This is a genomic window from Pseudomonas umsongensis (genome assembly GCF_002236105.1).
GTDB lineage: Bacteria > Pseudomonadota > Gammaproteobacteria > Pseudomonadales > Pseudomonadaceae > Aquipseudomonas > Aquipseudomonas umsongensis.
In genome coordinates this window covers 1,777,517-1,790,358 of sequence record NZ_NIWU01000001.1, presented here as the reverse complement: position 1 = coordinate 1,790,358, position 12,842 = coordinate 1,777,517, and the positions used below count along the sequence as shown (strand labels likewise).

Here is a 12,842-nt window from a genome sequence, read left to right as displayed (position 1 = left end):
ACCCGACGCCGTTGCACAGAAGGGGATTGGTCCCCGATCTGAGCAACGCCATGCCCCATTACTTCGATAGCGCCCACCGTGTAGAAATCGAAACCTTGCGCCAACGCCTGACCGCTCGCACCGAGTGGCCGACGTGGTTGCTGCTGTTCGGCGTGTACGCTGGCTGGTTCGCCATCGTACTGGGCAGTGGTGGGTTGGGCCTGTGGTGGAGCACATTGTTGTTGATCCCGTTACTGGTGCTCTGGTTGTCGGTGCAGCACGAATTGCTTCATGGCCATCCCACCCGCTGGGCAGCGCTGAACAAGATCCTCGGCTACGCGCCGTTCGCCGTCTGGTACCCCTACACCCTGTATCGCGACAGCCATTTGTTGCATCACCGCGACGAAGACCTGACCCTGCCTGGCCGCGATCCTGAAAGCCGTTACCTGAGCGCTGCGCAATGGCAGGGCAGTTCACTGTTCGAACGAGGCCTGCACTGGCTGAACAAAACCGTGTTGGGTCGTTTTCTCCTTGGGGCTCCGCTGGCCTTGTTGGCGTTGGCTTGGGACGAGGTGCAGCGCCTGAAGACCGGTGAGCGACAGGCCTGGTCGATGTGGCTCAGCCACGGCACGGTGACCCTGCTGATGCTGTTGTTTATCGGCCGCTACAGTGTGCTGCCGATCTGGCATTACCTGTTGCTGGTCAGCGTGCCGGCGCTATCGATTGCGATGATCCGCTCCTACTATGAACACCGACCCCATGCCGAGCCCGAGCAAAGGACAGTCATCAATGAGGCCGCCTGGCCGTGGCGCTGGCTGTTCCTGAACCTCAACCTGCACCTGGTGCATCACGATTTGCCGGGGCTGGCCTGGTACGACTTGCCCCGCGCTTACCACGCGCGTCGCGAGCAATGGCTGGCGCGCAGCGGCGGGTTCCTGATGCAGGGTTATGGCCAGTTATGGCGTCGGCACGGGGTAAAGGCCATCGATAGCCCGCGGCATCCGTTCCACTGATTGCGAATGAGGTCCCCTGTGGGAGCGCGCCTGTTCGCGAAAGCGCTGCGTCAGGCAACATCAGTGTTGAGTGTGCTGGCCTCTTCGCGAGCAGGCTCGCTCCCACTATTGGAATTACGATGCATGGGAAGTTTTTCGATGACACGGCAACTCGCTGAATTACTGATGTACGTCGCCCCCGAACCGGTGCGCCAGGCCAACGAGCGTTGGCTGAGCCGCATCCTCGAGCGATTGGGGGCCACGCGCCGCAGTGCCGAAGGGCTTTCGCTGATGGACCTGTGGCTGTCCCCGCACTTGCTGCTGACGCAGACCTGCGGCTATCCGTTGATGACGGCATTGCGCGGTCGGGTGCGAATCATCGGGCGTCCTCGTTATGAGCTGCCGGACGCCAGTGGCGGCAATCATTGCAGCCTGTTGCTGGGTCGCGCCGATGATCCACGGCGCAGCTTGCCGGCCTTTCGTGACAGCCGCGGTGTGATCAATGGCGAAGACTCCAACAGCGGCATGAACCTGCTGCGTCACCGACTGGCGCCGCTGCATCAAGACGGGCGTTTTTTTGCAGATGTCGGTATCAGCGGCAGCCACCGCGAAAGCCTGCGATGGTTGCGTGAGGGTAAAGCGGACCTGGCGGCCATCGACAGCGTGACCTTTGCCTACCTGGCGCGACATGCCAAAGAAGAAGTGGCCGGCCTGCGGATCGTCGATCGCAGTGCATTCAGTCCGACATTGCCGTTCATCACCGCGACCACCGTCACCGAACAACAGGCTGGGCACATTCGGCAGGTGATGAACCAGGCGTTGCAGGAGCCTGGCGTCGCTGAAATCCTTGGTTTGCAAGCGATCCTGCCCGCTACCGATAGCGACTATCAAATCGTTCTCGACTACCAGAGAGAGGCCGAGGATCTGGGATTCGGACGATTGCGGTGAAATTCCTTTATGGAATATAAAAATTCTTTTTAAGTATTATTAATGAATAAGGCTCCTTGTTAGGATCGCCGCACCGGATCACCGGACATTCAGCGACCCCTGACCTTTGGAGCCTCTATGTCCGGCACCGACCTTTCCCATCGTGACCACGTGGGCGGATTATTCCGCGCGCATTACGCTTGGCTCTGCGCACGGCTGCGCCGGTATCTGGGGGCCAGCCCCAGCGTCGAAGACATCGCTGCCGAGTCCTTTCTACAGCTACTCGAATCGCCGGGACTGACCCCGATCCGCGAACCTCGCGCCTTGCTCACCACCATTGCCCATCGGTTGATCTTTCAGCTCTGGCGCCGTCGCGATCTGGAACGCCAGCACCTTGAACAGGTGCAACACGTGGATCAGCAACAAGAAGCACTCTCGCCCGAAGGGCAGGTGCAATTGATCCAGGCGTTACAGGGCATCGAGCGCACGCTTGAACGCTTGCCGGGCAAGGTTCGGGCCACCTTCCTGATGTCGCGGATCGACGGCCTGACCTACCCGCAAATTGCCGCCCGCCTGGGCATTTCCCAACGCTCGGTCAGCGACTACATGACTCGCTCCCAAGCCCAGTGTAACCGGCACAGCGCCAACCAACCCTTGAATGCCCTGACCCGGAGGTCCGCATGAGATCGTTCAAAACCCTGCTCGGCAGTTCACTGCTGGCCCTGAGCCTTATCTCGGCCCAGGTTCCCGCGGCGGACAAAAACGTCCCGATTCACTTTGGTGACATCACCTGGGAAAGCGGCAGCCTCATCACCGAAATCCTTCGAGTGATCGTCGAGAAAGGTTACGGCTACCCGACAGATACCTTGCCGGGCAGCACTGTCAGCCTCGAAGCGGCCTTGGCCAGGAACGATATCCAGGTGATCGGCGAAGAGTGGGCCGGGCGCAGTCCGGCGTGGGTCAAGGCCGCGTCCGAAGGCAAAGTGTTCGGCCTGGGCGACACGGTCAAGGGCGCCACCGAAGGTTGGTGGGTACCGGAATACGTGATCAAGGGCGACCCAGAACGGGGTATCAAGCCCCTGGCCCCGGAACTGAAATCCGTCGCCGACCTGGCCCGCTACAAGGACGTGTTCCGCGACCCGGAAGACCCCAGTCGTGGACGCTTCCTCAACAGCCCAACCGGCTGGACATCGGAGATCGTCAACAGTCAGAAACTCAAGGCCTATGACTTGGCCGACAGCTTCGTCAACTTCCGCACAGGGTCGGGTGCGGCACTGGATGCCGAGGTGGCTTCCTCGATCCGTCGGGGCAAACCGGTGCTGTTCTACTACTGGTCGCCGACGCCGCTGTTGGGGCGTTTCAAGCTGGTGAAACTCGACGAGCCGGCGTTCGACGCCGAAGCCTGGAAGACCCTGGCCGACGCCAACAACCCGCATCCAAAGGGCACACGGTCGATGCCGGCCAGCCTGGCGATTGGTGTGTCCGCGCCTTTCAAGGCGCAGTATCCGGACCTGGTGGCGTTCTTCGAGAAGGTCGACCTGCCAGTTGATCTGCTCAACCATACCCTGGGCCAGATGAGCGAAAAGCGCCTGCAACCGCGTCAGGTGGCAGAAGCTTTCCTGCGTGACCAGCCGCAGATCTGGAAGGGTTGGGTACCGGGGGAGGTGGCTGATCGAGTCACGGTGCAATTGTTAGCGGCTCAATAGCCTCCACCGCCGCTGCTGCGGGACGGTTCCCTGGCCTTTTGCTGCGCATGGCTCCATTCGGCACAGGTCATGAAGCTTTTATGATCGACCTTGCCCTGGCCATCGAAGCTGACGTTGTACCGTTGCTGATGACCTGGCTGGCTCAGGTTGTAGTCGAAACAGGTGCCGGGCTCGACCGTACGGTCGGAGATCGACAGGGGTGGGCCGCCGATTTGCTCGACTTGCTCCTTGCTCATGCCTGTCTCGACCTTCGCCACCAGCGGCTGATCCCGATAGACATGGGAATCGGTGCTGCAGCCCGCCAGCACCGTGATCAGTGTGGCAAGCGTGTAGACGGACCTGTTCACGGCCTGACTCCCGCTAAACAGCCTTGTTTCGACTGATGATCTTGGCTTTCACTTCTTCGGCATACCCTGACAGGCGTTGTTCATCGCCCTGGAACAGATCGCACAGCCGCTTCACGGCTTCCGCATCGACATCGTTCCCCGTCAGGCGCAATTGTTCGGCGATGCGCAACAGCTCCACCGCCGACCATCTCAGGTCCGATGCAAGCCCTTGCAGGTCACGCCGAAGCGCTTGTTCATGTTCGTTGAGCCACATGATGATCTCCCGTAACGTTGTGCTACGAAATTTTAGACCCATTCGCGCGGAGCGGCGTTGTGTTCGTCTGATGCCAAAGGGCTTCCATTGGTCGGGAAATTTGCGCGTTTCGCAAAATCCGCTGTCGTAGTGAAGTGCCGACATTTTACCAGGGCAGGGTCCGTTCAAAATGACGACAACCGATGACTTCAGGGCGCATGCCCGGGAACTGAAAGCCGACTTGGATGCGGCCACCAGTGAAATGATGAAACTCATCTCCGAGCACCAGTTCAGCGGGCCGGAATGGGAGCGGGTCAGTCAATGGCAACACGAAGCCTTCGAACGATGGACAAGCTTTTTGAACGAGCGCTCCTACCCGGACAGCGGCAATCACAGCATCAGCCCCTGAGGCTCGATGCAACAAAATGGCTGTTAGCGCGGCAACAGGCTACATTTTATTTTTTCAGGTTTAAGGACGCTTCATGAGTCGAATGTTGATGGGGGGAGTGGTGATGGCGTTGTTGGCGGGATGTTCGTTGCCTGCGTCCCTGGTGCCGGGAGAGCCGAACTACAACAAACCGAGCGATAAGATTCCCAAGGAGGTAGCGGCGTGCGTATTGCCGGCCTGGCAAAAGGAGATCCCCAAGACAAGCCAGACATCGATATCCAACGGCTACAGGATCACCGCGCCGAGCATCATAACGGCCGATGAAGTGCTGGATATCGTGAAGTACAAGGACGGCAGCCGGGTCTCACTGTACCAGGGGCCGCCCTGGGCAAAGTCAGGCGCGATGCGCCAGGCTGTGCGCGACTGCCTGTAGGGATCAGCCTTTGATCTCGGTGACCTGGATCAGTTGATCGGCCTGGGCACCGGCGGTGCCTTTCTTTTCCCTGCGCTCACTCATCCAGCTGTCGACCTGCGCATTGAACTGCGCAGGCGCCTTACGCCCGACCTTTCTGGCGATGTCCAGTATGGTCTGCTGGGCGAGGGCTTCCTCCATGCGCTTCTGCGCGATCAGCATGGCGCCATGCACTGAGCAAGGGCCGTCCAGCGCCCACGCGGGAACCTCGCCCTCGAACAACGCGCAGCGACCACGAATTTCCCGGCATTCGAAAATGGCCTTGCGCCCGTCGATCGCATTGACGATGTCCAGCAGGCTGATCTCATCGGCCGGCCGCGCCAGCTTGAATCCCCCACGCACGCCTTCGGTGGCGACCACCAGTTTTGCCTTGGCCAGTTTGGTGAAGATTTTCGCCAGGTAGTCCAGTGGCACCCCTTGCAGCTCTGCCAGGTCACGCACGCTCGCCTCGCGGGTCTCACCACCATTGCCCACCAGGAATATCAGGCAATGAATGCCGTACTCGACGCCCGCGCTGTAAAGAGACATAGCGATCTCCGACTAATGTTGTCGTAAATATTAGCAGTTGACCCTGAGCGAGGCAACGATCTGGAATTTTTCTCCAGGTCCTGGAAAGCCCCTCAAGAACGCGGATTTGGCGTGGTGTGACAAGTCTATCGATGGCATCGATTCGAACCATTGAGAAAAACAGCTTGCTCGAATTAACTACGATCAATAAAGTCGTAGTTATGAGGTCGGGAGCGGAAGACGCTTTCAGCAGGGAGCGGGTGCCGACCTCCAGACCCCTTAACCCAATTCACTGCCTGGTTTTTTCCCCTGGAGTTAAAAATGAAACAACGCATCCTGGTAATTGGCGCAGGTTTCGGTGGCATGTGGAGCGCCTTGAGCGCCACCCGCCTGTTCGATATCCACGGTCACAATGACGTTGACGTAACGGTGCTGGCGCCCCAGGCCGAACTGCGCGTACGTCCACGCTTCTACGAGCCGAACGCCCACCAGCTGGCGGCTCCCATCGGCGAGCTGTTCGATGCGGTGGGCGTCAAGTTCATCAAGGGGGCTGCCGAGACCATCGACGTCGAGCAAAAGCGCGTGGGCTACATCGATGCCCAGGGCGAAAAACAGGTCTGCATCTACGACAAACTCGTTCTGGCCACTGGCAGCCGTCTCGCACTGCCTGATACCCCAGGTGTGGCCGAATATGCGTTCGACGTCGATCAGATCGAACAGGCCATACGCCTGGAAGCCCACCTCAAATCCCTGGTCAACCAGCCGCAGAGTCAGGCACGCAACACGGTCGTGGTGGCTGGCGGTGGCTTCACCGGCATCGAAACGGCCACTGAAATGCCGACCCGTTTGCGCGACATCCTGGGTGAGGGTGCGGACATCGACGTGATCATCGTCGATCGCGGTGACAAGGTAGGCGGCTCCATGGGCCCGGAAATCGCCGAGAAAATTGCCGAAGCCAGCGAGGAAACCGGGGTGAAATGGCAGCTCAAGGCTTCGGTTGTCGCTGTCGATGAAAACGGCGTGACCTTGTCCGACGGCCGGCGCATCGACGCCAAAACGGTCATCTGGACCACCGGCGTGCGTGCCAGCTCGCTGACCGAGCAGATCCCTGCCGAACGCGACCACCTTGGCCGCCTGCACGTCGACGCGCACCTGCAAGTCATTGGTCAGCCAGACATCTTCGCCACCGGCGACGTGGCCTATGCGGCCAGCGATGACATCGGCAACCATGCGCTGATGACCTGCCAGCACGCCATTGTGCTGGGCCGTCATGCCGGCAATAACGTTGCCGCGCAGATCCTCGGTGTGGACCCGACGCCGTACAGCCAGCCCAAATATGTGACTTGCCTGGACTTGGGGGCTTGGGGGGCGGTCTACACCGAAGGTTGGGATCGTCAGGTCAAGCTGACGCGCCAAGAAGGCAAGTCGTTGAAGACGCAGATCAACACGGTGTGGATTTATCCGCCGGCGGCTGATCGAAAAAGCGCTTGGGCGGCGGCGGATCCGTTGATTCCGATTGCCTGAATGGTGTGAGGTTGTGCGATTCAATAAATCCTGCCCGGAGCATTCCGGGCGGGATTTTTTTGCAGTCGCACATGTTAAGACTTGTAGGCGCCAGCGGTGCGGCGATCCGCCTTGCCGGCGCGGCTGTATTCGATCCACTGTGGGAGCTGGCCTGTCGGGCCGCCGCATCGCAGCGAAGGCGGCCTGAGAGCACTCGCTTTCAAGTGGATCAGAATCGTCTATAGGTGCTGGAAAACCAGCACCTACTATGACGAAAAGGCTTACTTGCAGGCTTTGACGGGGCGTGGATCCACGTTGGTAGAGGCGCCGATGGAGGTAGTCTCAGGTTGACGGACAGGCTCAGGGCGTGAAGGGGCGGGTGGATCTAGAGCCAAAGCAACAGCAACAGCAACAGCAACAGCAACAGCAACAGCCAAAGCGAGGCGGGTGACCGGTTTGATTTTGGATGTGGCTTAAATCACTCTTTGTCGCTGCCGTAGTTCATGATCGACAACATCCGGATCGGCACCTGCACCAACGCCTCAGGGCCATGGGGAATTTCGCCCTCGAAGGTCAGGCTGTCCCCAGCCTCCATGCGATACAGCTGATTGCCGTGGCGATAAATCAGCTCGCCTTCAAGCAAATGCAAAAACTCGGTGCCGGGGTGGGAGAAGGTTGGAAATTCTTCGCTGGCGTCATCCATGCTCACCATGTAGGCCTCGAAACTCTTCTTGGGCCCACGAGTGTGGTTAAGCAAATGGTAGGTGTGGCCTTTCTCTGTTCCCCGGCGCACCACCTCCATGCCCTGGTCGGCCTTGACCAAGAGTGCGCTGCCGTCCTGCTGGTCGTACTCACTGAACAATTTCGATAGCGGCAAGCCCAGCACGTCACACAGGCGGCTGAGGGTGTCGAGGCTGGTGGAGACCTGGGCGTTTTCGATCTTGCTCAGCATGCCCTGGCTGATATCGGCGATTTTCGCCACATCGGACAATTTCAGGTCCTGGGCCTGGCGCTGGCGCTTGATCTGCAAGCCCAGGTATTGCTCGAGCTTGAGGCGAGGGGCGGTTTCGGTTGGCATAGTCGTCTGCACACTTTCCGTTCAGTAATATTAGTTTCGCACTGAGAAAGTGCAAGTTGCGTCGTCCGCAACACATCCATCAGCCAATATTCCCATGGGGAAAAGATTTTTCCCATATAAACAGCACAACAGGGTTTATCACGCACCCGTCGCGAATCTGGCAAGGGCCTTGCATTCCTATTGGGAAACAAACTTTCTTTTCAGGAATAAATGGAAAGTCAGGGCCAACCCACTAGAGATTTGCCTTTCGCGAGGAGTGACGAGCAATGTTGCCAGCAGAAACCCAGCGCATCATCGACAAGCACGGCATCAAGTACGTGCTTGCGCAGTTTGTCGATATCCATGGTGCGGCCAAGACCAAGTCGGTGCCGATCTGTGGGCTCAAGACGGTGGCCGAAGAGGGCGCCGGTTTTGCCGGGTTCGCGATCAGTGGCATGGGCATGGAGCCCCACGGTCCGGACTTCATGGCCCGCGGCGACCTGGCCACACTGACGCCCGTGCCCTGGCAGCCGGGGTATGGCCGGGTAGTGTGCGTCGGGCATGTCGATGGCAAACCGCATCCCTATGACAGCCGTTATGTATTGCAGCAGCAGATCCGGCGGCTGGAGGACAAGGGCTGGACCCTCAACACCGGTCTGGAGCCGGAGTTCAACCTGATGCGCCGCGACGAACAGGGCAAGTTGCAGCTGGTCGACCTGAGCGACAACCTGGACAAGCCTTGCTACGACTACAAGGGCCTGTCGCGCTCCCGAGTGTTCCTTGAACGCTTGACCGAGGCCTTGCAGGCAGTGGATTTCGAGGTCTATCAAATCGATCACGAAGACGCCAACGGCCAGTTCGAGATCAACTACACCTACAGCGATGCCATGACCTCGGCGGATCGCTTCACCTTCTTTCGCATGGCCGCCGGCGAGATCGCCAATGACCTGGGCATGATCTGTTCATTCATGCCCAAGCCCGACCCGAAGCGCGCCGGCAACGGCATGCACTTTCACCTGTCGATCAGCAGCGCCGAGAACAGGAATCTGTTCCACGACGCCAGCGACCCGAGCGGCATGGGCCTGTCGAAAATGGCCTATCACTTCGCTGCCGGTCTACTTGCCCATGGCCCGGCGCTGTGTGCCTTCGCCGCGCCCACGGTCAACTCCTACAAGCGTCTGGTGGTGGGCAATTCGTTGTCCGGCGCTACCTGGGCGCCGGCGTTCATTGCCTTCGGCGCCAATAACCGTTCGGCAATGGTCCGGGTGCCTTACGGCCGCCTGGAATTTCGCTTGCCGGATGCCGGCTGCAACCCCTATCTGGTCAGCGCCGCGATCATCGCGGCGGGCCTGGACGGCATCGACCGCCAATTGGAAATCGACCACGTCTGCAACGAAAACCTCTACAGCCTGAGCCTTGCGCAGATCGCCGCGCGCGGCATCAAGACCTTGCCGCAATCGCTCAAGGAAGCCTGCGATGCGCTGGAGGCCGACCCGTTGTTCGCCGAAGTGCTGGGCCCGCAGATCGTGGGCGAGTTCATCAAGCTCAAGCGCATGGAGTGGGTGGAGTACAGCCGCCATGTGAGTGACTGGGAAGTCGCGCGCTACACCGAATTTTTCTAAGCGCTAGCAGACGCGCAAAAACGAACCATCTCGCAGCTTGAAACTTGCGGCTGCCGAACGTAGTGAGGACTGTTGTCATGTGTGGAATCGTAGGTCTTTACCTGAAAAACCCGCAGCTGGAATCCCGGCTGGGCCAACTGTTCGAGCCGATGTTGCAGGCTATGACCGACCGTGGCCCGGACAGCGCCGGCTTCGCCATTTATGGCGATGAAGTGGCGGCTGGCTGGGTCAAGCTGACCCTGCAGGCAACCCACGAAAGCTTCGATTGGCCGGCCCTGATGGGCGATCTGGAAGGTCGTCTCGGCTGCTCGCTGGACTGGTTCCAGAACGCCAGCGCCGCGGTATTGAAAATCCACGCAGAAGAAACTCCGGTGCGTCTGGCCCTCGCCGAACTGGCGCCGGGCGTGCGCATCATGAGCGCCGGGCAGAGCATCGAGATCCTCAAGGGCATGGGCTTGCCCCAAGAGATTTCCCAGCGCTTTGGCCTGGCCGGCATGCAGGGTAGCCACATCATCGGCCACACCCGCATGGCCACCGAAAGCGCGGTGACCCTGGAAGGCAGCCACCCGTTTTCCACCGGTGCCGACCTGTGCCTGGTGCACAACGGCTCGCTGTCCAACCACTTCCGCCTGCGCCAGGAACTCAAGCGTGAAGGCATCCAGTTCGAAACCGACAACGACACCGAAGTGGCCGCCGGTTATCTGACCTGGCGCCTGCAGCAGGGCGATTCGTTGAAAGAGGCACTGGACCATGCACTGGAGGACCTCGACGGTTTCTTCACCTTCGCCATTGGTACTCGCAACGGCTTTGCGGTGATCCGCGACCCGATTGCCTGCAAGCCGGCGATCCTCGCCGAGACCGACGACTACGTCGCCATGGCCTCGGAATACCAGGCGTTGTCGAGCCTTCCGGGCATTGAGAACGCCAGGATCTGGGAGCCGGCACCGGCCACCTTGTACATCTGGGAACGCGAGTCAGCTTAAGGAGCGCACACATGAAAACCATCGATCTTTCCATTGCCAGCGTGCGCGACCTCAATCAGGCGTTGCATGACCAAGTGCACAACGTAGAAGACCTTGAGTGGGTGGTGACCCATGCCAACGGTAAGCACAACCTCGCCGTCGGGGTGAACCAGGCCGTGTCCATCGATATCCAGGGACACGCCGGTTATTACTGCGCGGGCATGAACCAGCAAGCGAGCATCACCGTGCACGGCAACGCCGGTGTGGGTGTCGCGGAAAACATGATGTCAGGCGTGGTGCGGATCAAGGGCAGCGCGTCGCAGGCCGCCGGCGCCACCGCCCATGGCGGGTTGCTGGTGATCGAAGGCGATGCCGGGGCCCGCTGCGGGATTTCCATGAAAGGCATCGACATCGTGGTCGGCGGCAGCATTGGCCACATGAGCTGTTTCATGGGACAGGCCGGGCGTTTGGTCGTCTGCGGCGATGCCGGTGATGCGCTGGGCGATTCGCTGTATGAAACGCACATTTACGTGAAGGGCAAGGTCGCGTCGCTGGGGTCGGACTGCATCGAGAAAGAGATGCGTGCCGAACACCTGGAAGAACTGCAAGTGCTGCTCAAGCGCGCCGGTTTCGAGCACAAGGCAGCCGACTTCAAGCGCTATGGCTCGGCCCGTCAGTTGTACAACTTCAAAGTCGATAACGCGTCCGCGTACTGATCCACGCGAGGAAAACAGATATGAATGAGAAAACCCCTCCAGTGCTGCGCGAGTCCGCGACTTTCGACCGCCTGACCATCCAGGAAATCCAGCGCGCCGCCGAGACCGGCATCTATGACATTCGCGGCGGTGGTACCAAGCGCAAGGTCCCGCACTTCGATGACTTGCTCCTGCTCGGCGCCAGCGTGTCGCGCTACCCGCTGGAAGGCTATCGGGAAAAGTGCGGCACCGATGTGATCCTCGGCAACCGCTTCGCCAAGAAACCGATCCACCTGAAGATCCCGGTGACCATCGCCGGCATGAGCTTCGGTGCGCTGTCGGCCAATGCCAAGGAAGCCCTGGGCCGTGGTGCGACCATCGCTGGTACCAGCACCACTACCGGTGATGGCGGCATGACCCCGGAGGAGCGCGGGCAGTCGCAGCATCTGGTCTATCAGTACCTGCCATCGCGCTACGGCATGAACCCGGATGACCTGCGCAAGGCGGACGCCATCGAAATCGTCCTGGGGCAGGGTGCCAAACCCGGTGGCGGCGGCATGTTGCTGGGCATGAAAGTCACCGAGCGCGTGGCCGGCATGCGCACCTTGCCGATCGGTGTCGACCAGCGCAGCGCCTGCCGTCATCCGGACTGGACCGGCCCGGATGACCTGGCGATCAAGATCGCCGAGATCCGCGAAATCACCGATTGGGAGAAGCCGATCTACGTCAAGATCGGCGCCAGTCGCCCGTACTACGACGTCAAGCTGGCGGTGAAGGCCGGGGCCGACGTGATCGTGCTCGACGGCATGCAGGGCGGCACGGCGGCGACCCAGGAAGTGTTCATCGAGCACGTTGGGATTCCGATTTTGCCGGCCATCCCGCAAGCGGTACAGGCTTTGCAAGAGATGGGCATGCATCGCAAGGTCCAACTGATCGTTTCGGGAGGGATTCGCAACGGTGCCGACGTGGCCAAGGCCATGGCGCTGGGCGCGGACGCGGTGGCCATTGGCACGGCGGCCCTGATTGCGCTGGGCGACAACCACCCGCGGCTGGATGAAGAACTGCACAAGATTGGTTCAGCCGCAGGCTTTTATGACGACTGGCAGAACGGCCGTGACCCGGCAGGGATCACCACTCAGGACCCGGAGCTGTCCAAGCGCCTGGACCCGGTGGAAGGTGGTCGCCGCCTGGCCAATTACCTGCGGGTGCTGGTGCTGGAAGCCCAGACCATGGCCCGGGCGTGCGGCAAGTCGCACCTGCATAACCTGGACCCGGAGGATCTGGTGGCGTTGACGGTGGAGTCGGCGGCCATGGCGCGGGTGCCGCTGGCGGGGACAAGCTGGATCCCGGGTTCCGGTTTCTGAGGTTGATTTGGATCGTTCCCACGCAGGAGCGTGGGAACGATCAGATTAGGGGGCCCGCCAAGAGGCTCACGCGCCAACACTTGCTCGCT

Annotated in this window: 15 protein-coding genes and 1 pseudogene; 12 read left to right on the top strand and 4 right to left on the bottom strand. The window is 60.4% G+C overall.

Annotation, left to right across the window (positions count from 1 at the left end):
* Positions 1–50: 50 nt before the first annotated feature.
* From PSUM_RS07935 to PSUM_RS07920, 4 genes are all read left to right on the top strand, one after another.
* Positions 51–992 carry a fatty acid desaturase gene (locus tag PSUM_RS07935; protein WP_083349320.1) on the top strand — a complete coding sequence of 314 codons (942 nt, stop codon included), beginning with the start codon at positions 51–53 and terminating at the stop codon, positions 990–992.
* Positions 993–1,130: 138 nt separating this feature from the next.
* Positions 1,131–1,919 (top strand): phosphate/phosphite/phosphonate ABC transporter substrate-binding protein, encoded by a 789-nt coding sequence (locus tag PSUM_RS07930; RefSeq protein WP_033044457.1) that lies wholly within the window; start codon positions 1,131–1,133, stop codon positions 1,917–1,919.
* Positions 1,920–2,036: 117 nt separating this feature from the next.
* The gene (locus tag PSUM_RS07925) at positions 2,037–2,582 is read left to right on the top strand and encodes a sigma-70 family RNA polymerase sigma factor (RefSeq protein WP_083349319.1); all 546 of its coding nucleotides are present in this window, start codon (positions 2,037–2,039) and stop codon (positions 2,580–2,582) included.
* Positions 2,579–3,604 (top strand): ABC transporter substrate-binding protein, encoded by a 1,026-nt coding sequence (locus PSUM_RS07920; RefSeq protein WP_033044455.1) that lies wholly within the window; start codon positions 2,579–2,581, stop codon positions 3,602–3,604. Before PSUM_RS07925 ends, PSUM_RS07920 begins: the two co-directional genes overlap by 4 nt.
* Here the strand turns inward: PSUM_RS07920 and osmE are convergent.
* Both osmE and PSUM_RS07910 read right to left on the bottom strand, forming a co-directional pair.
* Positions 3,598–3,951, bottom strand: coding sequence for an osmotically-inducible lipoprotein OsmE (osmE, locus tag PSUM_RS07915; RefSeq protein WP_020801380.1), 354 nt, complete (start codon positions 3,949–3,951; stop codon positions 3,598–3,600). The genes PSUM_RS07920 and osmE overlap by 7 nt on opposite strands.
* A 13-nt stretch (positions 3,952–3,964) precedes the next feature.
* Positions 3,965–4,204, bottom strand: coding sequence for a hypothetical protein (locus PSUM_RS07910; protein ID WP_033044454.1), 240 nt, complete (start codon positions 4,202–4,204; stop codon positions 3,965–3,967).
* Between the two features lie 169 nt (positions 4,205–4,373).
* On the opposite strand from PSUM_RS07910, the gene PSUM_RS07905 reads away from it, so the two are divergent.
* Positions 4,374–4,592: a hypothetical protein gene (locus PSUM_RS07905; RefSeq protein WP_033044453.1), complete on the top strand. Its 219-nt coding sequence runs from the start codon at positions 4,374–4,376 to the stop codon at positions 4,590–4,592.
* 73 nt (positions 4,593–4,665) lie between these two features.
* The gene (locus tag PSUM_RS07900; protein ID WP_020801383.1) at positions 4,666–5,004 is read left to right on the top strand and encodes a hypothetical protein; all 339 of its coding nucleotides are present in this window, start codon (positions 4,666–4,668) and stop codon (positions 5,002–5,004) included.
* A gap of 3 nt (positions 5,005–5,007) precedes the next feature.
* Here the strand turns inward: PSUM_RS07900 and PSUM_RS07895 are convergent, their stop codons facing one another.
* Positions 5,008–5,571, bottom strand: coding sequence for an RrF2 family transcriptional regulator (locus PSUM_RS07895; protein ID WP_020801384.1), 564 nt, complete (start codon positions 5,569–5,571; stop codon positions 5,008–5,010).
* A gap of 300 nt (positions 5,572–5,871) precedes the next feature.
* Between PSUM_RS07895 and PSUM_RS07890 the strand changes: the two genes are divergently transcribed.
* Both PSUM_RS07890 and PSUM_RS32110 read left to right on the top strand, forming a co-directional pair.
* Positions 5,872–7,074 (top strand): NAD(P)/FAD-dependent oxidoreductase, encoded by a 1,203-nt coding sequence (locus PSUM_RS07890; protein WP_020801385.1) that lies wholly within the window; start codon positions 5,872–5,874, stop codon positions 7,072–7,074.
* A gap of 186 nt (positions 7,075–7,260) precedes the next feature.
* Positions 7,261–7,404 (top strand): annotated as a pseudogene (locus tag PSUM_RS32110) (IS110 family transposase); the annotation flags it as partial.
* A 127-nt stretch (positions 7,405–7,531) separates the two neighbouring features.
* On the opposite strand, the gene PSUM_RS07885 reads toward PSUM_RS32110, so the two are convergent.
* The gene (locus tag PSUM_RS07885; RefSeq protein WP_020801132.1) at positions 7,532–8,131 is read right to left on the bottom strand and encodes a helix-turn-helix domain-containing protein; all 600 of its coding nucleotides are present in this window, start codon (positions 8,129–8,131) and stop codon (positions 7,532–7,534) included.
* A gap of 266 nt (positions 8,132–8,397) precedes the next feature.
* Here PSUM_RS07885 and glnT point away from each other — a divergent pair, with 266 nt between their 5' ends.
* The 4 genes from glnT to PSUM_RS07865 all read left to right on the top strand — a co-directional run bounded on the left by glnT (position 8,398) and on the right by PSUM_RS07865 (position 12,753).
* Positions 8,398–9,732, top strand: a complete 1,335-nt coding sequence (gene glnT, locus PSUM_RS07880) for a type III glutamate--ammonia ligase (RefSeq protein ID WP_020801133.1) — start codon at positions 8,398–8,400, stop codon at positions 9,730–9,732.
* Between the two features lie 77 nt (positions 9,733–9,809).
* On the top strand, positions 9,810–10,715 hold the full coding sequence (locus PSUM_RS07875; RefSeq protein ID WP_020801134.1) for a class II glutamine amidotransferase: 906 nt from the start codon (positions 9,810–9,812) through the stop codon (positions 10,713–10,715).
* Positions 10,716–10,726: 11 nt separating this feature from the next.
* Positions 10,727–11,410 carry a GltB/FmdC/FwdC-like GXGXG domain-containing protein gene (locus PSUM_RS07870; protein WP_020801135.1) on the top strand — a complete coding sequence of 228 codons (684 nt, stop codon included), beginning with the start codon at positions 10,727–10,729 and terminating at the stop codon, positions 11,408–11,410.
* Between the two features lie 20 nt (positions 11,411–11,430).
* Positions 11,431–12,753: an FMN-binding glutamate synthase family protein gene (locus tag PSUM_RS07865; RefSeq protein ID WP_020801136.1), complete on the top strand. Its 1,323-nt coding sequence runs from the start codon at positions 11,431–11,433 to the stop codon at positions 12,751–12,753.
* Positions 12,754–12,842 lie beyond the last annotated feature (89 nt).